This is a genomic window from uncultured Rummeliibacillus sp. (assembly GCF_934216135.1).
In the GTDB taxonomy this organism is placed as follows: domain Bacteria; phylum Bacillota; class Bacilli; order Bacillales_A; family Planococcaceae; genus Rummeliibacillus.
Window position 1 is genome coordinate 23,230 of sequence record NZ_CAKQBI010000024.1, and the last position, 24,571, is coordinate 47,800.

20 protein-coding genes are annotated in these 24,571 nt (G+C 33.4%); 18 read left to right on the top strand and 2 right to left on the bottom strand.

Annotated elements, in window-relative coordinates:
* Positions 1–2: 2 nt before the first annotated feature.
* The 7 genes from Q0977_RS13700 to Q0977_RS13730 all read left to right on the top strand — a co-directional run bounded on the left by Q0977_RS13700 (position 3) and on the right by Q0977_RS13730 (position 8,011).
* Entirely contained in the window at positions 3–941 is a 939-nt protein-coding gene (locus tag Q0977_RS13700) for an ROK family protein (protein ID WP_119416080.1), read from the top strand.
* Entirely contained in the window at positions 929–2,026 is a 1,098-nt protein-coding gene (locus tag Q0977_RS13705; RefSeq protein WP_119416079.1) for an ABC transporter ATP-binding protein, read from the top strand. The genes Q0977_RS13700 and Q0977_RS13705 overlap by 13 nt, the downstream gene beginning before the upstream one ends.
* Positions 2,027–2,165: 139 nt before the next feature.
* Positions 2,166–3,473 carry an ABC transporter substrate-binding protein gene (locus tag Q0977_RS13710; RefSeq protein ID WP_233548082.1) on the top strand — a complete coding sequence of 436 codons (1,308 nt, stop codon included), beginning with the start codon at positions 2,166–2,168 and terminating at the stop codon, positions 3,471–3,473.
* A 125-nt stretch (positions 3,474–3,598) separates the two neighbouring features.
* On the top strand, positions 3,599–4,459 hold the full coding sequence (locus Q0977_RS13715) for a carbohydrate ABC transporter permease (protein WP_119416078.1): 861 nt from the start codon (positions 3,599–3,601) through the stop codon (positions 4,457–4,459).
* Entirely contained in the window at positions 4,459–5,274 is an 816-nt protein-coding gene (locus Q0977_RS13720; protein WP_119416077.1) for a carbohydrate ABC transporter permease, read from the top strand. Before Q0977_RS13715 ends, Q0977_RS13720 begins: the two co-directional genes overlap by 1 nt.
* A gap of 21 nt (positions 5,275–5,295) precedes the next feature.
* Positions 5,296–6,327, top strand: a complete 1,032-nt coding sequence (locus tag Q0977_RS13725) for a LacI family DNA-binding transcriptional regulator (RefSeq protein WP_299515021.1) — start codon at positions 5,296–5,298, stop codon at positions 6,325–6,327.
* 19 nt (positions 6,328–6,346) lie between these two features.
* On the top strand, positions 6,347–8,011 hold the full coding sequence (locus tag Q0977_RS13730) for an alpha-glucosidase (protein WP_119416075.1): 1,665 nt from the start codon (positions 6,347–6,349) through the stop codon (positions 8,009–8,011).
* Between the two features lie 145 nt (positions 8,012–8,156).
* Here the strand turns inward: Q0977_RS13730 and Q0977_RS13735 are convergent, their stop codons facing one another.
* The gene (locus Q0977_RS13735; RefSeq protein WP_299515029.1) at positions 8,157–9,437 is read right to left on the bottom strand and encodes a glucose-6-phosphate isomerase; all 1,281 of its coding nucleotides are present in this window, start codon (positions 9,435–9,437) and stop codon (positions 8,157–8,159) included.
* Between the two features lie 336 nt (positions 9,438–9,773).
* Between Q0977_RS13735 and Q0977_RS13740 the strand changes: the two genes are divergently transcribed.
* The 3 genes from Q0977_RS13740 (at position 9,774) to Q0977_RS13750 (ending at position 13,473) form a co-directional block, all read left to right on the top strand.
* Positions 9,774–10,403 carry an HD domain-containing protein gene (locus Q0977_RS13740; protein ID WP_299515032.1) on the top strand — a complete coding sequence of 210 codons (630 nt, stop codon included), beginning with the start codon at positions 9,774–9,776 and terminating at the stop codon, positions 10,401–10,403.
* A complete protein-coding gene (locus tag Q0977_RS13745; RefSeq protein ID WP_299515035.1) occupies positions 10,400–12,289 on the top strand; it encodes an ABC-F family ATP-binding cassette domain-containing protein in 1,890 nt (629 codons plus the stop codon). Before Q0977_RS13740 ends, Q0977_RS13745 begins: the two co-directional genes overlap by 4 nt.
* Positions 12,290–12,351: 62 nt before the next feature.
* Entirely contained in the window at positions 12,352–13,473 is a 1,122-nt protein-coding gene (locus tag Q0977_RS13750; RefSeq protein ID WP_299515038.1) for a conserved virulence factor C family protein, read from the top strand.
* A gap of 85 nt (positions 13,474–13,558) precedes the next feature.
* Here the strand turns inward: Q0977_RS13750 and Q0977_RS13755 are convergent, their stop codons facing one another.
* On the bottom strand, positions 13,559–13,759 hold the full coding sequence (locus tag Q0977_RS13755) for a hypothetical protein (protein WP_124218338.1): 201 nt from the start codon (positions 13,757–13,759) through the stop codon (positions 13,559–13,561).
* A gap of 289 nt (positions 13,760–14,048) precedes the next feature.
* On the opposite strand from Q0977_RS13755, the gene Q0977_RS13760 reads away from it, so the two are divergent.
* The 8 genes from Q0977_RS13760 (at position 14,049) to Q0977_RS13795 (ending at position 24,348) form a co-directional block, all read left to right on the top strand.
* On the top strand, positions 14,049–14,612 hold the full coding sequence (locus Q0977_RS13760) for a GNAT family N-acetyltransferase (protein ID WP_124218337.1): 564 nt from the start codon (positions 14,049–14,051) through the stop codon (positions 14,610–14,612).
* A gap of 177 nt (positions 14,613–14,789) precedes the next feature.
* Positions 14,790–15,977, top strand: a complete 1,188-nt coding sequence (locus Q0977_RS13765; RefSeq protein ID WP_299515043.1) for a hypothetical protein — start codon at positions 14,790–14,792, stop codon at positions 15,975–15,977.
* Positions 15,978–16,115: 138 nt separating this feature from the next.
* Positions 16,116–16,688, top strand: a complete 573-nt coding sequence (locus tag Q0977_RS13770; RefSeq protein ID WP_119416067.1) for a DJ-1/PfpI family protein — start codon at positions 16,116–16,118, stop codon at positions 16,686–16,688.
* Positions 16,689–16,904: 216 nt separating this feature from the next.
* On the top strand, positions 16,905–18,341 hold the full coding sequence (locus tag Q0977_RS13775) for a hypothetical protein (protein ID WP_299515046.1): 1,437 nt from the start codon (positions 16,905–16,907) through the stop codon (positions 18,339–18,341).
* On the top strand, positions 18,271–18,957 hold the full coding sequence (locus Q0977_RS13780) for a hypothetical protein (protein ID WP_119416097.1): 687 nt from the start codon (positions 18,271–18,273) through the stop codon (positions 18,955–18,957). Before Q0977_RS13775 ends, Q0977_RS13780 begins: the two co-directional genes overlap by 71 nt.
* Complete coding sequence (locus tag Q0977_RS13785; RefSeq protein WP_299515049.1) at positions 18,954–22,169, top strand: AAA family ATPase; 3,216 nt, start codon at positions 18,954–18,956, stop codon at positions 22,167–22,169. The genes Q0977_RS13780 and Q0977_RS13785 overlap by 4 nt, the downstream gene beginning before the upstream one ends.
* Positions 22,170–22,320: 151 nt before the next feature.
* The gene (locus tag Q0977_RS13790) at positions 22,321–23,460 is read left to right on the top strand and encodes a cation:proton antiporter (RefSeq protein WP_299515052.1); all 1,140 of its coding nucleotides are present in this window, start codon (positions 22,321–22,323) and stop codon (positions 23,458–23,460) included.
* A gap of 162 nt (positions 23,461–23,622) precedes the next feature.
* Entirely contained in the window at positions 23,623–24,348 is a 726-nt protein-coding gene (locus Q0977_RS13795; RefSeq protein WP_299515055.1) for a ZIP family metal transporter, read from the top strand.
* Positions 24,349–24,571 lie beyond the last annotated feature (223 nt).

The window sequence follows — 24,571 nt, forward strand, 5'->3', positions numbered from 1 at the left end:
GAATGAGCCTAGTACTAGGTGTTGATATTGGTGGAACTAAAATACGTATAGGTGTTGTAAGTGAGACTGGTGAAGTTATAGCTGATACGACGATTCCAACAAAATTACCTTTATACCCTTATTTAGAAGAGAAAATTCTCGAGGTACAAAAACAATTTCCTAATTTAATAGGGATTGGTATAGGAACGAGAGGGATGGTAGATAGTGAAGAAGGAATAGTCACTTTTGAAACCGAATTACCCGGCTGGAAAGGGACTCATGTAAAGAAACAATTACAAGCTGCTACAGGAATTCGTGTAGAAATAAATAACGATGCAAATTGTGCAGCACTAGCTGAGTCATATCTTGGCTCTGCAAAGGATTATCGTCGAGTGGTTTGTTTAACAGTAGGAACTAAATTGGGTGGCGGAATAATTATTGATGGAAATGTTATGAATGGTGCGCACGGTGGTGGTGGAGAAATTGGTCATATGATTTTGTATCCTAATGGTATTCTTTGTGGCTGTGGACGATATGGTTGCAGTGAAGAATATGTTTCTGGGACTGCTTTAAGAAGGTTAATATTAAATAATAATGTTATAGATCCCAAAACTGAGGAATTGGTAACTCCACATGAATTATTTAAGATGGCAGCAAATGGCCACAAAGGTGCAATAGCTGTTCGCAATGCTTTCCTTACCGATTTCGCTATTGTCATATCTAATTTACAGGCAATTTTAGATATGGATTGTGTTGTTATAGGTGGAGGAGTTTCTGAATCATCTGATGATTGGTGGAGTTTTCTTCTTACTGAAGTAGAACCATTAAAATTAAAACCTTTAGAAATTAAAAAAGCAGTCTTTGGAAATGAGGCAGGAATGCTTGGTGCTGCATTATTAGTCATTGATCGCTCAAAACTCTTGCAATACAGAAAAGGGAGTGTAAAGACATGGCAACTTTAAAATTAAAAGGAATTTCGAAAATATATGATAATAAGACAAAGCTAAAGGCCGTATCAGATTTTAATCTAGATGTAGAAGATGAAGAATTCATCGTTTTTGTTGGACCATCTGGCTGTGGAAAAAGTACAACTTTAAGAATGATCGCTGGTTTAGAAGAAATCTCAGAAGGAGAGTTTTTAATCGATGGGAAGCGTATGAATGAAGTTCCACCAAAAGATCGTGATATTGCAATGGTATTTCAAAATTATGCTTTATATCCACATTTGACAGTGTTTGATAACATGGCTTTTGGATTGAAAATGCGTAAAGTCCCAAAAAAGGAAATTGAAAAAAGAGTGAAAGAAGTTGCAGCAATTTTAGATTTAGAACCATATTTAAACAGAAAACCAAAAGCATTATCAGGTGGTCAACGTCAGCGTGTTGCATTAGGTCGTGCAATAGCTCGTGATGCTAAAATATTTTTAATGGATGAACCATTATCCAATTTAGATTCAAAATTACGTGTACAAATGCGCACAGAAATTATTAAGCTACATAACCGATTAAAGCCGACAACCATTTATGTTACACATGACCAAACAGAAGCAATGACAATGGCAACAAGAATTGTCATCATGAAGGATGGGGTTATCCAACAAATTGGTACGCCAAAGGAAGTGTATGATGCACCTGCAAATGTTTTTGTCGGAGGATTTATTGGTTCACCTGCTATGAACTTTTTTACAGGAGTTTATCAATCAGGTTCTATTCAAATTGGTGAAAAAACTATACCATTGCCAACAGAATTTCAGTCAATATTACAAAATTACAATGGTGAAGAAGTTTTCATGGGGATTCGTTCAGAACATATAAGCAATGAGAAAAACAACTCTGTAAGTAATGATGATTATATTGTTGAAACACAAATTGAAGTAGCTGAACTAACAGGAGCGGAACAAATGATATATGCAAACTTGGAAGGACAGAATTTTGTAGGAAAAATTGACTCTGCTAAAACAGTTCATCCTGGGGATTATATTAATCTAGTATTCCAACTAAAATATGCACATTTCTTTGATAAAAAAACAGAATTGCGCATAAATTAGATATTGTTATATAAATAGCAATATGTTAGGATTTAAATAATTCATTATGTGCAAACGTTTTCGCATTTTGAATTATTTTTTTATATTAATTATGCAAACGCTTGCAAATGAAAATTTATCACAAAGGGGTAGAGAAAAAGTGAAAAACAAATGGCGTGCAGGGCTCTTAGCTATGTCACTAGGGATTACGGGGATTTTAACGGGGTGTGGTTCTAACGAAGATTCATCAAATGAGGGGACATCAGGATCAAAAAATAAGCAAGTCACGATTGACGTGTTCCAGTTTAAAGTGGAGTTTAAAGATCAATTTGAAAAAGTAGCGAAAGATTATGAAAACGAACATAAAGATGTAAAAATTAACATTACAACTGTTGGTGGAGGAGAGGATTACGGCGCAGCTCTTCGCTCAAAATTTGCTTCGGGTAAGGAACCATCCATTTATAATATCGGTGGACCACAAGATGTGGCAGATTGGCAGGATAAGCTAGCGGATCTATCGGATTCAGGAGCTGCAGGTGCTGCATTAGAAGGAACACTTGATGGAGTAACATTAGATGGGAAAGTGCTAGGTGTTCCATACAATCAAGAAGGTTACGGATTTATATACAATAAAAATATCTTCAAAAAAGCAGGAATTGATCCGACGACAATTACGGATTACGCTTCGTTAGAAAAAGCTGTAAAAGAATTAGATAGCAAGAAAAAAGAATTAGGAATTCAATCTGTATTTGCATTACCTGGTAAAGAAACATGGGTAACGGGTCTACATTTATCAAATACATTTCTTGCTCCGGAGTTCGATAATAATGTTTTAACTGCTTATGATGCTAAAAAGGTTGATTTTAAGTATGGTGATGCATTCAAGAAAATATTAGATTTGCAAAATCAATACTCCGTTCAACCTACTGTAAGCTTGGACTATTCAAAACAAGTTGAAGAATTATTCTCTCTTCAAAAAGTAGCAATTATTCAACAAGGAAACTGGATATATGGATCAATCGCTGGAATCGATGAAGAATTTGCAAACAATGGTATTGGAATTTTACCAATTCCTGTAGAAGGGTATAAAGAAGACAGTATTCCAGTAGGGATTCCAATGTACTGGGGTGTTAACAATAATGCTGAAAAAGAAGTAATCGAGGCATCTAAAGAATTCTTAGATTGGTTATATACTTCTGAAAAAGGTAAAGAAACAGTTATCAATGATTTTAAGTTTATTCCAGCCTATAGTGGATACGATGCTTCTAAAATCTCAGATCCACTATCTAAAGCCGTTTATGAATATGCAAATGAAGGTAAAACAATTGGTTGGACGTTTATGGGTTATCCAACAGGTTGGGGACAAGACGAGTTGGGTGTGCAAATTCAAAAATACTTAAGCAAAAAAGCATCATGGGATGAAGTTGTAAACACAACTAAAAAATCATGGGAAGATAATCGTAAATAAAAAATTATTCAACATTAATAGGTAGTAAAGTCCATTATAGAAATTATCTTTTTGGAAAAGGATGACCTTTCATCAATATTCATTTAGGATGAAAGGTCATTCATTGATATATCGGAGGTGAAAAGATGCGTAAAAAGGACTTAACTTATTGGTTCTTCTTATTCCCAGCGTTACTCGCATTAGCAGTAGTTGTTGTAGCACCGTTAGTCGTAGGCGTTTATTATTCTTTTACAGATTGGAATGGAATACAAGTAAAAGAATATGTAGGATTTAAGCATTACATAGAGCTTTTTCATGATAAAGAATTTATAAATTCTCTTTGGTTTACAACCAAGTTTTCAATTGTTTCAATCATATTAATTAATACGTTTGGTTTATCTTTAGCTCTTATTGTTACAACAAAGTTAAAGACAAATAAAATACTAAGAACTATATTTTTTATGCCAAATCTGATAGGGGGATTAATCCTCGGGTTTATCTGGCAGTTTATTTTCACGAAAGCCTTTGCTAGCTTCGGGTCAATAATCGGCAGTGAAAAATTACAAGGTTGGCTATCAACTCCTGAGACAGGTTTCTGGGGTTTAGTGATTTTAATGAGTTGGCAAATGTCTGGATATATAATGGTTATTTATGTGTCGTATCTAGAGGGTGTGTCAAAAGAATTAGTAGAAGCAGCTGAAATAGATGGAGCTAACGTTTTCCAAAGATTTTGGTATGTTGTTTTCCCATTAGTAGCACCGGCATTCACAGTTAGTTTGTTTTTGACACTATCAAATACGTTTAAACTTTACGATCAAAATCTATCACTCACTGGTGGCGGACCTTACAATTCTACTCAAATGGTCGCTATGGAAATCTTCAATACCGCATTTTCACAATACAATATGGCATATGCTCAAGCTAAAGCAGTTATATTCTTTATCATTGTAGCAGCAATTGCGTTATTGCAAGTATATTTAAACAAGAAACGTGAGGTGGAGATGTGATGAAAAAGGCTTATTTAATACCAATTGAAATATTAGGGATTCTACTGGCGCTAATTTGGTTATCGCCTTTCTATTTGATGATTGTCAACTCATTTAAAACTAAGAAAGAAATATTTTCAGACACATTAAAACCACCAAGCACTTTTTCTTTTGATAATTACATTCAGGCATTTAAGGAATTAGACTTTTTAAGAACATTTGGAAACTCACTGCTAATTACAATTTGTAGTTTAGTAGTAATTATTGTCTTTTCTGCAATGGCTGCCTATGCATTGTCGCGTATGAAAAGTAAGGTTGCTACAGTAATTTTCTTTATTTTTGTAGCAGCTATGTTAATTCCTTTCCAATCTGTTATGATACCACTTGTAACGATTTTCGGAAAATTCGAAATGCTGAATCGTTTCGGAATCATCATTATGTATTTAGGTTTTGGTACAAGTTTATCAATCTTTTTATATCATGGAGCGTTAAATTCTATTCCAAAATCATTAGATGAGGCAGCAACTATTGATGGAGCAAATAGGTTTCAAATTTTTTGGCACATTATTTTCCCAATGCTAAAGCCAATAACAGTTACAGTAGCCATTTTAAATACGATTTGGATTTGGAATGATTATTTATTACCATCATTAGTGATAAACCAACAAGGAATGGAGACGATACCATTGAAGATGTTCTTCTTCTTTGGGGAATATACAAAACAATGGCATTTAGCATTAGCAGGTCTCACTTTAGCCATAATACCGGTAATAGTCGGTTATTTCATAGCACAAAGAGAAATTATTAAAGGAGTTTCAGAAGGTGCAGTTAAGTAATATTGAAAGGAAGATGTTCCATTGGCAGTAACAATTATTGATGTAGCGAAAGAAGCAAATGTCTCGCCTTCTACGGTTTCTCGTGTCATTGCGGATAGTCCAAGGATTAGCGTACAAACAAAACGCAGGGTAAGGGAAGTGATGGAACGCTTAAAGTATTATCCCAACTTTCAAGCAAGAAATTTAGCTGCGAAAAGGACAAATACAATAGGTGTAATTATGTCCCATTCGACATCTCTTGCTTTTCAGAATCCATTCTTCCCAGAAGTAATAAGAGGTATTTGCTCAAGCGCTCATTCAAACCAATATGGAATTTATTTGTCTACTGGTGGTACAGAAGAAGAGATATATAAGGAAGTAGTGTCGATGGTACAAGGGAAAAAAGTAGATGGAATCATCTTGCTCTATTCTCGAGTCAATGATCGTACGATGGCATATTTAAAAGAAGTAAAATTTCCATTCACAATGGTAGGGCGTCCATATGAAAACGAAAAGGAAATTTCATATATAGATAATGATAATAAAATAATCTCCAAGAATATGGTGAATTATCTTGAAAAATTAGGGCACCAACATATTGCATTTGTTGGTGGGGATATCGATTTTGTTGTTTCTTTAGATCGTTTAGAGGGATATAAACAGGGTTTAAAGGAAAAGAATCTATACTTTATTGATGAGTATTTTATTAGAGATGAAGACTTTAAAACAAAAGGCATTAAAAGTATCCAAGAATTAATGAAGCTAGATATGCCACCAACAGCCATTATCGCTCATGATGATTTAGTTGCATATGAAATTATTCGCTATTTAGAGGATTTATCTATAAATGTTCCAGAAGACATTTCAATTGTAAGTTTTAATAACCATGCTCTCTCTGAGTATGTAAAGCCTCCATTAACGACAGTGGATATCTCGATATTTGAATTGGGTTTTGAGGCAGCAATTTATTTATATGAACAAGTTGGATCTGATCAAATAACGATAAAACATCATTTTGTGCCAACAACCCTAATTGAACGTAATTCATGTAAAAGTATTAAGTTTGAAAAATAGACATTAAATGAGGTGACCTATGAAAAGAGCTTGGTGGAAAGAAGCGGTCGCTTATCAAGTATATCCGCGGAGTTTCCAAGATTCGAATAATGATGGCATAGGAGATTTAAGAGGGTTACTTTCAAGACTAGATTACTTACAAGATTTAGGTATAGATGTAATATGGATTTGTCCCGTTTATCAATCTCCAAATGATGATAATGGGTATGATATTAGTAGTTATGTAGATATTATGGAAGAGTACGGAACAATGGAAGACTTTAATAGGTTATTAGATGAAATCCATAAACGTAAGATGAAACTCATTATTGACCTTGTCATTAATCATACAAGCGATGAACATCCCTGGTTTATAGAGTCAAGATCTTCCAAACAAAATGACAAAAGAAATTGGTATATTTGGCGAGATTCAGTTAATGGAAAGGAGCCAAATAACTGGGAGAGTATTTTTGGTGGTTCTGCATGGGAATTCGATCAAAAGACAGAACAATATTATTTACACTTATTTTCTAAAAAACAACCTGACTTAAATTGGGAAAATGAAGATGTCCGACAATCATTGTATACAATGATTAAGTGGTGGCTAGATAGAGGAATCGATGGATTTAGAGTTGATGCGATTAGTCATATCAAAAAGGACACGACTTTCTCTAATATGCCAAATCCAACAAATCTACCTTATGTACCTGCATGGGAAAAATATATGAATGTCGAAGGGATTTTAACATTTCTAAATGAATTAAAGAAAGAAACATTTGCAAAATATGACATTATGACAGTAGCTGAAGCAAATGGAGTAGGTATTGATGAAATCCGTGAATGGGTAGATGAAAATGAAGGGAAATTCAATATGATTTTCCAATTTGAGCATCTCTCACTTTGGGATGCGAATGCTGAAATTCAATTAGATATTCCAGGATTAAAAAGAGTACTGACTAACTGGCAAAAGGCATTAGAAGGTAGTGGCTGGAATGCCTTATTTATAGAAAATCATGATATTGCTAGAAGTGTGTCCACTTGGGGGAATGATCAGGAATATTGGAAGGAAAGTGCTACTTCTATAGCCATTATGTATTTCTTTATGCAGGGAACACCGTTTATATACCAAGGTCAAGAGCTTGGTATGACCAATGTGAAATTTTCATCTATTGAAGAGTATGATGACGTGAAAGATAAAAACTTTTATGCTGAACGTATAGCGATGGGTGATACGCATGAGCAAGTGATGAATATCATTTGGTCATCCAGTCGCGATAACGCTCGTACTCCAATGCAATGGTCAGACAAAGCGAATGCAGGATTTACAGATGGAAAACCATGGATAGGTGTAAATCCAAACTATACCGAAATCAATGTCGAAAAACAGAAGGTAGATCCGAATTCAATCCTCAACTTTTACAAAGAAATGATTCGTTTGCGCAAGGAAAATGAGGTTTTTATATATGGTGAATACAATTTAGTATTGGGTGAACACAAACGTATTTTTGCATATACACGTACGCTCAATAATGAAAAAGTAATGATTGTAAGCAATTTATCACCACAAACAGTTAATACAGATGAAATCGACGGTATTATTTTTGAAAGAAAGAATCTATTGCTATCAAATAAAGAAGTAGAGAATCATGATCCATTAAAAGCCCTAAAATTAAAGCCTTATGAAGCTAGAATTTATCGAATATAAAATAAAACTCATTCATGACGTATTATTTTCATCAATGAGAAATAAAAAAGACGTATTGTCTAAGGACAATACGCCTTTTTATATGTTTTGTAATCCGTTGCCTTTCAGTTAACGCGGATACTAGAATATTAAAAGATCAGCAGACTTAATACACTGGCTTTTTTAACATTTTAAATATATTGGTTTTATATGCTTCTACACCAGGTTGGTCGAAAGGATTAATTTCAAGTAGATAAGCACTATATGCACAAGCCATCATATAAAAATATAACAGATGACCAATATGCATTTCATCAATTTGGTCGATAGTGATTGTTATATGAGGAACACCGCCATCTAAATGTGCATTGGCTGTAGCTTCATGGCATACTTTATTAAATGCATGCAATGATAGCCCACTCAAATAGTTTAACTCATCACCGTTATTGTTAGATTCTAGAATTGTCAAATCTTCATCTATATTCTTCACCATCAAAAATGTTTCAAATAAGTTTCTTTGCCCATCTTGAATATATTGACCTAAAGAGTGTAAGTCTGTTGAGTATTGAACAGATGAAGGAAATATTCCTTTTTTATTTTTCCCTTCACTTTCGCCAAATAATTGTTTCCACCATTCTTGTAAATATTTCAATCTTTCTTCAAACGACGCCATAATTTCAATTATATAGCCATTATCATGCAAGCGTTTGCGCAAAACCGCATACTGAATAGCAGGATTATTATGCATATCAAAGTGACCGAATTGTTCTTCTGCTTTTTTGGCACCTGCAATAAGCTCAATGATATTGAATCCAGCTGCTGCTATTGGCAATAATCCAACGGCGGTAAAAACAGAATAACGACCGCCTATATCATTAGGTACAACAAACCTTTTATAACCTTGTTCAATGGCAAGTGAACGGAGTGCCCCTTTTTCCTGATCTGTTGTTACAATAATTCGTGATGCTGCTGATGATCCATAACGATTTTCCATATACTGACGTAAAAAACGGAATGCAATAGCAGGTTCAGTTGTCGTTCCGGATTTTGAAATAACATTAACTGTTACTTCTTTGCCATCAATGTACTTCAATAATTTTTTTAAGTAACTACCATTGACAGAATGACCGGCAAATATGACTTCTAAGCTATCATTCTTTTCAAATGGAATAGATAGAGCTTCAATGACTGCTTTGGAACCGAGATAGGAGCCTCCAATACCAATTACGATTAAGACATCAGAAGTGGAACGGATATGATTAGCAGTAGTTTTAATTTCTTCTAATAATTCTTGACTTATAGAACTTGGCCAATTTAGCCAACCTAAATAATCTGAACCAAAAGCTGTCTTGGATTTCATGTCGTTATAAATTGTTTCTAATCTTTTTTCAAGTTCTGGTGAAAGAAGTTGTGTATAATCATCTGAAAAACCGATTGTAATATCCATTGAATCCCCCTTTTTAGAAAAATCCTTCTAATGTTATTTTACCATTATTGGCAAAAAAGTCACTATCTATTATTTAGAAAAAAACATCAATATGTAGAAAAAAAACAATTTTAAAAGAATAATATGCATTTTATACATTTTAAATTTCAACGAGGAGTTTAAGCTGAAACGACAGAAAATGGGAATGATAAACCGAATTCTTATAATTGGTCGTTAAAGAATTCTATCCCTTATAAGGTTTCTCTTAAAATGATTGGATAAAATGATTCGTAAAATAACTATGATACGTGAAATACCGTTATAATAATATCATTGGGCAAAAAAGGAGTTTTTTAGATGAACAAAGTGAAACAATGTGAACAACTTGTAAAATCTATTTATGATCAATTTGACGCAAGTCATGATTATCAACATATTGAACGAGTAATGATGAATGCAAAAACAATTTTAGAAACAGAGCCAACAGCAAATGGAGAATTAGTTCAATTAGCTGTGCTTTTACATGATGTAAGTGATCCTAAGTATACAACTGGTAAAGAAAACGAATCGACCATTCTAAACCAACTTGATTTAAAACATGATGAAATTCAAAAAATACAAGAAATCATTGCCTCTGTATCTTTTAGAGGAGGAAACGAACTGGAAGCTAAATCTATTGAAGCGAAAATTGTTCGCGATGCAGATCGACTAGATGCTATCGGTGCGGTAGGGATTGCGAGAACATTTGCTTATGGTGGTGCCAAAGGAAGAAAGTTGTATGATGAAAAGGAAGAAGTTCGAGTTCAAATGACGGAGGCAGAATACCGTAAAAAAGAAACAGCTTCTGTAACTCATTTTTATGAAAAGCTATTATTACTAAAAGATTTAATGACCACAACAAGGGGTAAGCAAATGGCTGAAGCTCGCCATCAATTTATGGTAGACTTTTTACAACAATTGAAGTTAGAAAGAGAAGGGAAACTATGAGTCATTTAATCGTTTCGAATTGCACAAAAACTGTTGGCGATAAAACGCTATTTGAAAATATCGAATTTACAATTGTAGAAGGGGAGAGAGCAGGGTTAATCGGGATTAATGGTACAGGAAAATCTACATTAATGTCCATTTTAGCAGGAGAGTTGGAAGCAGATTCACTTGATTTAGACCATCCAAACAAATACCGAATAGCATATCTTCCACAAAATCCGGTTTTCGAACCTGGTGAAACAGTACTACAGGCCGTATTCGCAGGAGACTCACCAATATTACGTTTAAATCGCCAGTATGAAGAAACTGTAGCATTGCTAAGTAGTCAACCAGAGTCTGTAACTTTGCAAGATCAGCTTTTTCGATTACAACAACAAATGGATCAACTACATGCTTGGGATGTCAATGCTCTGGCCAAAACGGCTTTAACAAAGCTAGGTATTGAAACATTTGAAGAACAAGTTGTTAATCTCTCAGGTGGACAGCAAAAACGTGTTGCATTAGCAAAGGTTTTAATTGAGCCAGCAGATTTATATTTATTAGATGAACCTACCAACCATTTAGATGTACAATCGACAGAATGGCTTCAAGAAATGGTATTACGATTAAAAGGAGCAGTTATTTTTATCACACATGATCGCTACTTCCTTGATGCAGTTTCTACCCATATCTATGAACTAGCAAATCAAACATTGTACAAGCATAATGGTAACTATGCAGCATATCTGGAAGCTAAAGCGATTCGAGAAGAAATGGCAGTAGCAACAATGGCGAAAATGAGAAATCGATATCGTTCTGAACTTAAATGGATTCGTCGTGGTGCACAAGCAAGATCAACAAAACAAAAAGCGCGTATTCAACGTTTTGAAGACCTTGAAGAAAATCTAGAACATAAAACAGATGATACAAATTTAGAACTAGGCTTAGCCACTTCTCGATTAGGCAAAAAAGTTATTGAAGCAAAGGATATTTCCAAGGGATATCAAGATAAGCACCTTATCAAGAACTTCTCTTTTCTATTACAGCAAGGTGATCGAATTGGTATTATTGGTGCAAATGGAGCAGGGAAAAGTACATTATTAAATATACTAGCTGGAGATATCCAACCTGATGAAGGAATAATTGATGTAGGTTCGACTGTTCGTATAGCACATTTCACGCAACATCTTCCGGATATGAATACAAACCAGAGAATGATTGAGTATATACGTGAAACAGCAAATGATATTGAAGATGCTACAGGTGAACATCACTCAGCCGCGAATATGTTAGAACGATTTTTATTTCCACTACATACTCATGGAACACCTATTGGTAAATTATCTGGTGGAGAAAGAAAACGTTTATATCTTTTGAAATTATTAATGGAACAACCAAATGTTTTATTATTAGACGAACCGACAAATGACTTAGATATTGAAACACTTTCTGTATTGGAAGATTTCATCGAACAATTCCAAGGTGTTGTTGTCACTATTTCTCATGATCGTTTCTTTCTCGACCGAATTGCTAAAAAGTTATGGGTGTTAAATGGACATGGTGGTGTTGAAGAAAGCCTGGACATTTATAGTGATTATCTTGCGAATCATGAACAAACTCAACCTGTATCTACTGTTAAACAAGAAAAAGTAGAAAAAACTATTGAAAAAAAGATGAAACCACAAAAGAAAAAATTATCATTTAAAGAGAAAAAAGAATGGGAAACAATTGAAGATGATATTGCGAAAGTAGAGGAAGCAATTATGACTGCTGAAGAAGGTATTGCTGGAGCAGGATCTGATTTCACTTTACTACAAAATTTGACTTCCGAATTAGAAGAACTCAATGCAAAATATGAACATCTTATCGAACGTTGGGAATATTTACAAGATATTGTAAATGGGTAAAGCTTTTCTTCTACAATCTCATTTCACAAATTTAGCGATAAATATTAAAAGGGGAAAATTAGATGAAAATTGTTGCAATTGAACCGACTCCAAGTCCAAATACGATGAAGGTAATCCTTGACCAAGAATTACCTTTTGGTACTGCCAATAATTATAATGATAAAAACAAACAAGATGCTCCAAAAGAAATTCAAGAAATTCTTTCCATTGAGGGTGTGAAAGGTGTATATCATGTTGCGGATTTTTTAGCAGTTGAACGCATTTCAAAATATGATTGGGAAAATATTTTAGCAGCTGTTCGTAATGCTTTCGGTGAACAACATGAAGCCTCAGTTGGTGAACAAATAGATGAGCATTACGGTGAAGTTTATGTGCATGTTCAAATGTTCAAAGGTATTCCGCTCCAAGTGAAAATTTTCGATAGCATATCTGAACAACGTTTTGGATTAGAAAAGCGTTTTATAGATGCATTTAACAAAGCTATGCAAGGTGATGAAAACTATATATTACAACGTAAATGGGTAGATTATGGTGTTCGATATGGAGATAAAGAAGAAATTGGAAAGAGTATCGTGGATGAGTTAGAAGCTGCGTATCCAGAAAGTCGATTAGCAGAATTAATAACAGCTAACAACGAGAAAAAGATAGTAGTTGAACAACGTAAACGAAAAGTGAATATAGAAGAATTCGAAAAAGAGGATTGGGAAAAACGTTTCCAATTACTCGATCAAATGGCTGACCCGGAAGTTAGTGATTTACCATTGTTAGAAAAGGCATTAGAAGATGAGAAAATGTCAATTCGTCGTCTTGCAACAGTATATCTTGGAATGATTGAAGATAAAAAAGTTGTACCAAGTTTAGTTCGAGCATTACAAGATAGAAGCGCATCCGTTCGTCGTACTGCTGGTGATTGCATAAGTGACTTAGGATTTGAAGAGTTTGAACCAGCGATGATGGAAGCTCTCAAAGATCGTAACAAACTAGTTCGTTGGAGAGCGGCTATGTTCTTGTATGAAACAGGTACTAAGGCATCTTTGAAAGCTTTAGAGGAAGCAAGTAGTGATTCAGAGTTTGAAGTTAAATTACAAGTGAAGATGGCAATTGCCCGTATTTCTCAAGGTAAAGAAGCAATGGGATCTGTTTGGAAGCAAATGACAGAAGCACGTGCTAAAGAAAAAGAGTAATTTATAGAAATCCATATATTATGAACGGGCAACTGATAGTTATTATGATTTTAGTTGCTCGTTCATTATTTTAATAGTTATTGCTTTAAAATTTAGAAACGGACGTTGTAATTTTTTGACGTTTATTTTTTGTTGTAATCATAGTATAGCTTGTGTAAAAAGAAGATACGCTTAATATTCCTAATAACCATCGAATGCCGAGACTATAAATTGGTGCGAAAATTCCAGAAACTAATAATATTAATCCTAAAACAGAAAGAAAAACTCCAGTATTTATGTCCTTCATATAAGTCATCTCCTTATGCTTTGGTAAAACTATTATTTCTATACTTATAACTCAAACTCTCTTTTTATCTGAATTTTCTTAAAATAATATAATTTTATAGTGATTTAAATTCTATGTTTATGATGCCCGTAAAGAATATTCATATGATTTTATAGAAATAATTTGAAAATGTGTCTATTTTATGTCTATAATTATAGCAATCTTATTTAATATGGTTGCAATATTCGAACAACGTAGGATCGAAATACAAGCAACCTTGGAGGAAGTAGTACTTCAGGGAGGTTTTTAAATGGTATGTATTCGTTTAGTTCCACATGATGTAAGCTATGCTGAAGAAATTTCTAAATTGACGAGTGTCTCGGAAGTGCGAAATGCTCTTGGTATGACAAATGCACAATGTTCTGTTCCTGGTACAAGAGATTTTATAAGATTGATGCAATTAGAGGAAAAGTTAGGACATCATATTTCCCGTGTGATTCTTGACGAGGGTAATAATATCATTGGTGTTATTTCATTAAAAAACATAGACGAAATGCAAAAGTCATGTCACGTTGGTACGTGGCTGGGGCGCGAATATTGGGGGAAAGGATACAATGAAATTGCTAAAATAGAAATACTTAAAATAGCATTTGAGAAATTGCACTTAAATTATGTTTTTGCTGGGGCTCGACTTGAAAATATTCGTTCACAAAAAGCTCAAGCAAAATTACCGTACATGACGCTTAATGTTGAACAACAATTCCACTATGAATGGAAAAAACTCGAATGGTTAGAACAAACCCCATGTGTACTAAACATGGTTAGGAAGGAAGATTTTTTAAATTGGTATTATCAAGATATAGCTGTTAGTTAAGCCGATTCGAACAAGTGGAATCGGCTTTTTAAATTAATTTATTTCGGAAATGATTTTTAAAATTATTCAAAATTTTTCCTGGATTATGGTAATATAGAAACATATTTGGAATATTAAGAGATGAAGGTATTTACTTTCATTAAATTATACAAAATGTGTAGAATGGTTGGAGGAATCATGAAATACAAAAAACAGATTATGTTAGTTTCATTTATTATATTTATAATTATTGGAACTTTCGCGTTTGAAGGCTTAAAAAAAACATCAAAAACAAATGGAGTAGAGCTATCATTTTCAGAGTTGACACAACCAAATTTTTTGAATCAGCAACTAGCGGTTCTATATGCATCATCTACTACAGATGTGTTACAAAAAGGAAAAGGAAATAGCAAAGCGATATTTATCAATCAAAAAGGAGAATTGCATGCATTAAAACTGTCCGGTTTAGAAAGTGGAAGTACATATTTTAATAAAAAAGTTCTTTTCATTGAGGATTCTAAAAAGGTGATAATGCTAGGAAATTCAGTGGAAAATTATGATATGCCTACAGAAGAATTAAGAGGAATTAGAACCGGATATCTATCTAAAACGAGACAGTTTTATAGTTTATATAATACTGGGTTCAGTAAAAAGGATGATTATATAACGACTATTCGTTACGGCGGAGAGGAAAAAATTCAATCAGCACATATTCCTTTTTTTATATCAACTGTCGGGCAATTATCCGATCGCCTCATTATTGTCACTCAAGATTTAATAACAGGGGAGTTCGCTTTGCGACAAGTACAATTGAAGTCTAAAGTATTGAATAAAAAGCTAATTGATTTGCACTTGGAAAATGCGGGAGAATTAGATGCTATTACACCAGTAGTAGCAGATAATCATAACTTATATTTTGTTATGACACATTATCAATCTGAAAAAAGTGAGGATTTATATTTAGTTATCGTTAATCGTAGTACGAAAAAAGTAAAGACAATCCCATTCATACAATATCGTTCCGAGGATGAAGTTGAGAACGGTCTACCATTTAACTTTAACAATTCAGCTTACATAAAAAATGGCCATTTCTTTTATGTAAACGGTTTAGGTGAAGTTTACGATTATCAAGTTACTTCAGGAGATATTAAGAAAATTGTACAACTTAGCCGTGAAGAGAAAGGAAATAGTCGGCTAGAACAAATAACTTTTAAAAACAATAAAATTTATCACATATATTCAGATGAAGACCAACAATTTTTCCTCGAAACATTTGATTTGTTTTCAAGGGTAAAGGAAAAGACTATAGAAATTAAACATTTAAAATCTATTTTACCGATGGATGATCAGAATTACTATTTATCGAGTTTAGAAATACTACAATAGGTGTGATCCCCCCTAACTATTTTAAAGATAGGGGGGATTTTTCCTTTTAGACATATATTAACAGTATTTTAGTAAAGGTTTTCTAAATCATATGTCGAATTATAATTACGTATGATACTTTGATGGAGGGATGATGAGATGACGAAGAAGATTTTGATATTAACAGGAGATGCAGTTGAGGCATTAGAAGTGTATTACCCATATTATCGTTGTTTAGAAGAAGGATTTGATGTAACAATTGCTGCTCCAAGCGTTAAAAAAATTCAAACGGTTGTCCATGATTTTATCGATGGTGTTGATACTTATACTGAAAAGCCTGGTTATGGCTTACAAGCAAACGCTAGTTTTGAAGAGATAAAACCGGAGAAATATGATGGTTTGATCATTCCTGGTGGGCGTGCTCCAGAATATATTCGGTTAAATGAGCATATTCCAGGTATTGTAGCCCATTTCTTTGAAGCAAATAAACCAATCGCTGCAGTTTGTCATGCGGCTCAAATTTTTGCAGTTATACCTGAGGTGATTAAAGGAAGAGAGCTTACCGCATATATAGCTTGCAAACCTGAAGTACAAGTTGCTGGTGGCACATACATCGATGAAACGCTTCATAAAGATGGCAATTTAATAAGTGGTCACGCTTGGCCAGATTTGCCAGGATTGATGAAAGAATTTTTGGTGAAACTACAAGAAGAATCTGTAAAGCTTTCTTAATTTTAAATAGTGAAAGTAAAAACAAGGATGCCATATCAATCGGCATTCTTGTTTTTATTTGCTGAATGATAGGATTTTAACCATTTAATAGAGAAATAGATAATAAAGTATCAATTTATGGGTTCTACTACACATAATAAATTTATGTATTTTTATACATAGTTGAATTTTTTTAATGATAATTTTTAGAAAATTATAAATATGGGGTGTTCCTTCATGGAAAAAATCGACCAATCATTAGATAAAATACCGATTTCAATATTCGATAATACTGTTCAGCAAGTACATTTAAGGAAAACAATGCGTGATATAGTGTCACTTTCAGGGGTTTTAAATGACTTGCATTCACAACAAATCTATCAAACTCCGATTGAAATTCTTCGTTTCTTAAAAATCCTTAAATTATTAAATGAAGAAGCTTTAGGGTTAACTCGAACAATTGAAACAGAGGAAGAATTATTTTATCGCTATATTCACTATTTTCATGACGGAGAACCTCCATCTTTGGAAAAGGTAATTCAAATTTGCAATACTTTAGCAAAGCATAACTGGATATCTAAGCAGAAGAAAAAGTTAAAGCTGCTTGATAGAGGTAAGCGAATGATTGACATGCTCATGAGAATGGCAAATGATTCTCTGGCCTATCATATGCAAGATGATCTTTTTCGACCATTATTCCAAGCAATCCGTGATGCAGAGTTAAGTGAAGCCTATGATGATTGTGGCATTTCAGGTGAACACAAAATTGCTTCTATGATTAGAAATGTCGAAGTAGCGATCGAACAAATTGAATTACATCAATTAGAGTTATTAGCGGAAAAAAATGCATTACCGAGGATTGAAAAATTGTATTCTTTAATGCGAGAAATAGATGACAAGATGAATGCGCGTTTAAAACAATGTAAGTCAGTTGATGAAGCTATGCATTCTTTAATGAAAAGAGGAGCAGCTGCTTTTACAAAAGGAACAGATTTGAGTTTAGGACTTTTAAACAAATACAATCGTTTTGTTAGGATGAAAAATTCACCTATAACGACCAGTATTTCTCCAGAAAAGGTACGGCAATTCATCGTCAATATGTATGAGCCTCCTGTAGATTCAAATATTCCAAATGGACATGAAATTTTTAGCTTTATGGAACAACAAGAATATGATGATGAAGGAATTGATGGACTGTGGATACCTATCAAATTTACATCTCCAATTAGTAGACTAGATATTGAAGAGGGAATTGATTATTTAGAAAACTATGAACCCCAAGCAAATGTGGAAGATATTGAAAAAGTGCCAATCCAGTATGTAGAAGAAATAATTGAAAAAGCCAATGCTCACGATATATTTTCTGAAGTTTCTTGGCAAATGACCAAATCAGATATTAAAACGGAAGAAGTAGAAGAATTTCTGGAAGGAAAAAAGGATGTTGAATTGGAACAGCTAATTGTTCAATCAGGTTCCAATAATTGGGGAGACAGTATTCGAACATTACTAGCGGTATCAGCTTTAATAGGAAATCAGAATGTAGAGGAAAATCGTAAGGAAGATGTACAAACCATCGAAAAAGAGTGGGAGTGGAGCAATGATGATGATAGAAAATATAGTATACGACAACGAACAGCAAAACCTAAATCCTTTGATGGTGATGCAGAATCTTAAAGCTTTTTTATCTACAGAAGAAGAATTAGTCTTCATGCAATTACTCTTCTCTTCTTCATCAGCAATCAAAGGACAGAATTATGGGCTAAAACGAAAAGAAGTAGAAAAACTGTTGAATATTAAAAATGATGAACAGGCATTTTATTCTTATATTAATCGATTGAATCAGGCAATCGCAAGATATTTTAAAGTAATCTACGATGAAAAACGGGATCAACTAATTGTGATGATGAGAGTCCCAGCAAAACAAGCAAAATCGACATTAAACAAAGAAGCATTAGCGATATTATTATACATGTTCTATCAGCAAGAAGTATTGAATCATGAATATACATTGTTACAGCAATTGCTAATGGATTTTGGACATGAAATGCAGCATGCAAGTAGAAAATTACAAAATAATATTGAGATATTAAAGAAAATCGGTGCCGTAGAAGATATTAAACTTTCCCAATCGGAGCAAGCATACAAGATAACTGCGATTGGCGCACATATGTTTTCAAATTCTTTTCTAAGAAGAATGACTGAATTTGCTCAATCGGCACAGTTAAGTAAGGAAGAAGTTGTGAAATTTTTTAAACGCCATAATTTGTATAGGCAGGAGGAAGAACTATGATTCCATATAGCTTACAATTTAGTGGTATTCGAGACTATAAACCAGTGAAACTAACATTTGGAGAAGATGGTGAACATATTTTAATATCAGGGCCAAACGGAGCAGGAAAATCAACAATCACCTTTGCTATTGGAGCAGTTTTGTATTCCGCAAAAGTTGATATTGAAGGTTTACGCTCAGCCAATTTACGCTCTGGTCAAACATGGAATGCCGAAGTGTTCTTAACTTTTCATAATACAGGCGTTTCCAAAATTGATGGCGCTCCTTTTATCGCTTTTCAGCTATTGATTAAGCAAGAACCAAATGAGGTTATTCAACGACAATTTAAGATTTATACAGGAGATTCACCAGATGCTTTAAAACAAATTGCAACATATCGTTCAGGTGACCATTTTTCGAATCTTTCGATGTATCGAGATGATTTAATATACAAATATAAAATTCATCCGGATATGTTCTACTTAATTTGGTATCAAAAAGAGGTCAATCAATTCGCTACTATGACACCAGAAGAACGCTTCCGACGTTTTAGTGAAATGTATCATATTGAAGAAATTCAAAAGGAATGGGAAATTAGTGTTGAACATTTAAAAGATTTAGAAGCAGAATTACAAGTTACAAAAAGTAATATCAAGCTGATTGAAACGCAGATGAAAATTGCCTACGAAGCATACAATCGTTTCAAAAATAATGAAAGAAGTCTACGTATACATGGGAAAAATCATGTTTGGTTGACTTTAAGCATAAAAGCAAAATTGGAACAAGAACTTAAAAATTTGGAGCTCGAATTCCAAAAGACACAACAACAATTACAAGGATTACAAAATAAGAGTACAGTCATTCTTAATCAAATATCCGAATTAAAAGAACGGAAAAAACAAAAGGAACAACAAAGTCATCAATTAGATAAAGCTATTCGCCAACTAAAACATAAAGAACTAACATTGCACAACCAACACGTTCGATTAAAAGCAGAAATTGAGCATCTCAATAAAAAGCTTGAAAATACCCAAGAACTTCGAAAAAAGATCCAATATAGTGAGGAAGATGCAAGAAAACTTGTAGTTGAAAATACAGTAAAAATGGAAGAATTAAAAAAAGAACTTGAACTATACAAATATAAGATTATAGAAAATTCTAGAAGAATAGAAGAATGGCAATATAAAAAGATAAAAGAAGAATTTGCACTAAATAAGATCATTGCTCAAGAAGATGACTTCAAAAAGCTGTTGTCTATATATACGAGCAGTTATCATGTTGAAAAAAGCTTACAACAAAATAAGCAGGCGTATAATCACCTTGCAAAAAAAATTCCTTTAGCAGAAGAAAAATGCGGACAATTAAAATTAGAAATTACCATGTTACAACAAAACAAGATTATGTCCATCCGCCAAAAAGAGGCAATCCAACATCTAAAAAAGCAAGGAATTCAAGCATATACACTACGCGATTTTGTGGAACTAGAAGCAAGTGCAACGTTCAAGGATGAAAAACGAATAGATCCGATTAAGTATACAATTTTTTATAAAGCCCGTTCATGCGAACCAGCCAATGACCTTTATCATGTGGCATTGTCAGGCATTGTACCAACAAAATTTTTGAATCATTTACCCCAGCTAAAATTAAAAATTAGAGAACAACTATCCGAAGAACAAATAATTTTAGCAACCAAAGTATTGTTTTGGATTGAGCAATTCTTTGAAAAGCAACCAAGACTTGAACAAGGGGTATTAATGGATGAACGAGGAATACGAGGACCACAAGAAAAAGATAGTTTTATATTAAGTAGTCAGGCAGTAGAAAAACGTTTAATACAATTGCAAACAGACCTTTCTGATACTGAAAAACAACTTCAAGAAGATATCCAATCTAATGCTGAATATGAACAGCAAATAAATAGTTTACAAAGTGTGATAAAAGATGTAAAAAAGGCGGAAGCATTTTTATTAGAAATGGATAAAAAGAGCGAGCATACAAAGCTTATCCAACAATTACAAGAAAAAATCTCAGATGTACAACAAGAAAATTTAAATCTTCAAGAACAGTTAATAGAGATCCAAGCACAACAGGCAATGGAACAACTGCAAAAGCAAGTACTGCAAGAACAACTTGAAGTTTATAAAAAATTGGGAGAATTAAAAGCAGAACAACAAAAATTATTGCAATATGAGAAAGAAGAAAAACAACTCATTCACAATATAAGAGACAATGAAAAGACAAAAAGAGAGAAACAACTTCGATTTGACGATATCCAGGATTTACTGAATACTTTATCGCGTAATATTGGGCGATTGGTAAATGACAAAGAAAATAATGAACATGCTATCCAACATATTGATAAAAAACAAATGGAAATTAATGATCAAATACTAACAATCAAAGCAGAAATAACAAGAAATGAAATAATCCTAAAGGATTTAGAAATAGTCATTCCCGAATTATTTGAAGAGGCACTTCAGGAACAAGTTGTTCAAGATGAATCAATGTCGAGCTTACTATCGCAAAATGAACAATCAAAAATTGCCTTTGAAACAGCTAGAAATGCAGGAGTAGATCCACATGCTGAAGAAAATTATAAAATACGTAAATCAGAATATGATAAAAAACAACTCGATATTTGGAAGATTGAAGAACGTTTAGATAAAGTTAAAGATCTTGTTTTAGAAAATGATGATAAATTAGAAACAACGATTAATACGCACGTATTAAAACTTAATAAGCGATTTCAACAATATATGGGGCAATTTAACTTTGAAAGTGAAATTTCATGGGAACGCTTTGAAAATCACCGTGGACAAGTAATCTTCAAGTTATATGTAAAAGTACACAAAGATGGAAATGGTAGCAAATTAGAAGATGTAAGTATAAAAGCAAGAAACGGTAAACATGGGCGAGGAGTATCTGGAGGAGAAGAGTCACTAAGCTCTCTCTTATTTGCACTTGCTTTACTACAGCATTTAGAAACGACACCCGGTTACATTATTTTAGATGAATTCGATAGTGCATTAGATGAAATTCGCAAAGAAAAAGTATTTGAATTATATGCAACCGAACTGAATCGTAAGCTAATTATCTTATCCCCGAAAGCCCATGATGATCAGTACTATGCAAAGTATAGTAAAGTCTTTATCGTCCAACACGATCCAACAAAAGTAGAAAGCACGATTAAAGGTATTCAGATGAAGAATAAGAAAGAGACCTTAGAGATATAATTCAATTAATCTCTCACTAGTTTTTTATTTTACAAAGATTAAATTGTCCTGTATGATAAATGTAAATCAAATAGTTAAACGTAACACATGGTGGAGTCAGTCAATCTGGCACCACCATGTGTTTTTTTATTTCAAAAAAGGGGGAAATGATTTGTTTATTCTTCAAATTGTAATTATTTTATTGGCCACAAAATTAGCTGGTCACTTAAGTGTTAGGCTTGGTCAGCCATCCGTATTAGGGAAGATTATGATTGGTATCATTTTAGGCCCTGCTTTATTGAATTGGGTACATGATACCGATATAATGCATACTTTTAGTGAAATAGGTGTCCTGTTATTAATGTTTTTAGCAGGACTTGAAACAAATTTGAATGATTTAAATCGTAATAAAAAGGCAGCATTACTTGTTGCTATTGGCGGAATCATTGCTCCAGTTGGGCTGGGTTACTTAGGAGCACACTATTATGGCCTTTCTACAGCTGAAGCAATCTTCATCGGGTTGCTACTAGCTGCTACTTCTGTTAGTATATCAGTTCAAACTTTACGTGAATTAGGTTGGTTGAATAGTAAAGAAGGAGCAACATTACTCGGTGCAGCTGTATTAGATGATATTATTGTTGTAGTTTTATTAGCAATCGCGATGAGTTTCTTTGCCGGTTCAGATGTTAGTATTGCTTTACTAATCGGAAAGAAAATATTATTCTTTGTGGTTCTAATACTGGCTTCAAAATGGTTGGTTCCATATTTTTTAAGACTATTTTCTAAAGTGAAAGTAACAGAGCCGTTATTAAGTGGTGCTTTAATCATTTGCTTTGGATTTGCATATTTTGGGGAGATTCTTGGTATTGCAGGAATTATAGGATCATTTTTTGCTGGAATTGCGATAGCACAAACAACATTTAAGAAAGAAATCGAAGAAAAGGTTGAACCAATTGCTAATGGTATTTTTGTTCCATTTTTCTTTGTAAGTATTGGTTTGGCCGTGACCTTTGAAGGTATAAGCAACCAAATTGGCCTGATTGTAGTGTTCTCTTTAATCGCACTACTTTCAAAATTTATCGGTTCTGGTTTGGGGGCAAAATTATCAGGATTCAACTTGCGCTCGTCAATGGGGGTTGGTGCAGGGATGATTTCCCGTGGAGAAGTTGCTCTAATTATTGCTGCTATGGGACTAGATAGCAAACTATTACCAATAGAATATTATACCCCGATGATTATAGTTGTTGTGATTACAACATTAGCAACACCACCTCTATTGAAGTTGATATTTGGAAAAAGAGTAACAGAATAAATGGATTAAGTGGATGGACATAGTTATTGATATGATCTATCCACTTTTTTGATTTTAAAAGCAATGAAACAGTTTTTGACTATAATTTGCTATGTAAATAACTGAATAATTTTTATGCGAATCCCATATATCATTATAAGTAGAATTTGGGGTGAGCAAATGTTGTCGATAGGAATTGTTGGCTTTTTAGCTACAGCAATAGGGATTGGTCTGGGAGGTATTATTGCATTATTTTTGAAGGGTATACAGCAAAAAACACCAACCATTAATGCTTTATGTACAGGCTTAATATTGGGACTAGTTTGTTTGGAGATTGCTCCTGAAAGTATTGAGCTTGGTGGGCTGCTGATTTTTACAATAGGCTCTATAATCGGCATTTTAAGTTTTGTGAAAATACATGAACTTTCACATAGACTGATACCTTCTACAGTAAATCCTCAAAAGGGAAAGTTAATACAAACAGGATTGTTATTAGCCATCAGCATTACCATTCATAATCTTCCACTAGGAATTGCTTTTGGTTCAAGTCAACATTCTGAAATAAGTAAACCGTTATTGCAAATGCTTATTTTACATAACATACCTGAAGGGATAGCAATGTTTGTTCCGTTATTTCTTGCAGGTCTTAGATTTAAAACTTTCCTCTTCATCATCTGTTTTGTATCTTTACCTGTAGCAATAGGTGCAATAATAGGGAATTTCATTGGTATGCAATATCCCTTACTATGGTCATTTATTATTAGTATTGCGTTAGGCATCATTGTTGTCGTTACCATGAAAGAAATCTTTATGGAAGCGGTCAAGCATTCATCTTTTAGCTATGCTATCTCATTGTTTATCATCGGTATTTTGGCTATTTGGATGTATATTAAATTTATCTCTCATTAACCATTTGCTTAAAATCTTCGAAAATAGTTGTACAGTCGTACTTAAAACTAAAAATACAATTTGTAAAAGATGATATCAAATGAATGACTTATTAATAGAATAAAAGTAAAATATAGTTAAATATAAAATAGCTTTCTATTAATCCTAAAAGCCCAGGGGTGAAATGTCAATCATAAAAATTATTGAAATTGGAAATTGTTAAGCCTTTCAACACCCGAAACTC

Coding starts and splice junctions, on each gene's coding strand:
- Q0977_RS13700 (WP_119416080.1), top strand. CDS start 3: ATGAGCCTAGTACTAGGTGTTGATATTGGTGGAACTAAAATACGTATA.
- Q0977_RS13705 (WP_119416079.1), top strand. CDS start 929: ATGGCAACTTTAAAATTAAAAGGAATTTCGAAAATATATGATAATAAG.
- Q0977_RS13715 (WP_119416078.1), top strand. CDS start 3,599: ATGCGTAAAAAGGACTTAACTTATTGGTTCTTCTTATTCCCAGCGTTA.
- Q0977_RS13720 (WP_119416077.1), top strand. CDS start 4,459: ATGAAAAAGGCTTATTTAATACCAATTGAAATATTAGGGATTCTACTG.
- Q0977_RS13730 (WP_119416075.1), top strand. CDS start 6,347: ATGAAAAGAGCTTGGTGGAAAGAAGCGGTCGCTTATCAAGTATATCCG.
- Q0977_RS13735 (WP_299515029.1), bottom strand. CDS start 9,437: ATGGATATTACAATCGGTTTTTCAGATGATTATACACAACTTCTTTCA.
- Q0977_RS13740 (WP_299515032.1), top strand. CDS start 9,774: ATGAACAAAGTGAAACAATGTGAACAACTTGTAAAATCTATTTATGAT.
- Q0977_RS13745 (WP_299515035.1), top strand. CDS start 10,400: ATGAGTCATTTAATCGTTTCGAATTGCACAAAAACTGTTGGCGATAAA.
- Q0977_RS13750 (WP_299515038.1), top strand. CDS start 12,352: ATGAAAATTGTTGCAATTGAACCGACTCCAAGTCCAAATACGATGAAG.
- Q0977_RS13755 (WP_124218338.1), bottom strand. CDS start 13,759: ATGAAGGACATAAATACTGGAGTTTTTCTTTCTGTTTTAGGATTAATA.
- Q0977_RS13760 (WP_124218337.1), top strand. CDS start 14,049: ATGGTATGTATTCGTTTAGTTCCACATGATGTAAGCTATGCTGAAGAA.
- Q0977_RS13765 (WP_299515043.1), top strand. CDS start 14,790: ATGAAATACAAAAAACAGATTATGTTAGTTTCATTTATTATATTTATA.
- Q0977_RS13770 (WP_119416067.1), top strand. CDS start 16,116: ATGACGAAGAAGATTTTGATATTAACAGGAGATGCAGTTGAGGCATTA.
- Q0977_RS13775 (WP_299515046.1), top strand. CDS start 16,905: ATGGAAAAAATCGACCAATCATTAGATAAAATACCGATTTCAATATTC.
- Q0977_RS13780 (WP_119416097.1), top strand. CDS start 18,271: ATGATAGAAAATATAGTATACGACAACGAACAGCAAAACCTAAATCCT.
- Q0977_RS13785 (WP_299515049.1), top strand. CDS start 18,954: ATGATTCCATATAGCTTACAATTTAGTGGTATTCGAGACTATAAACCA.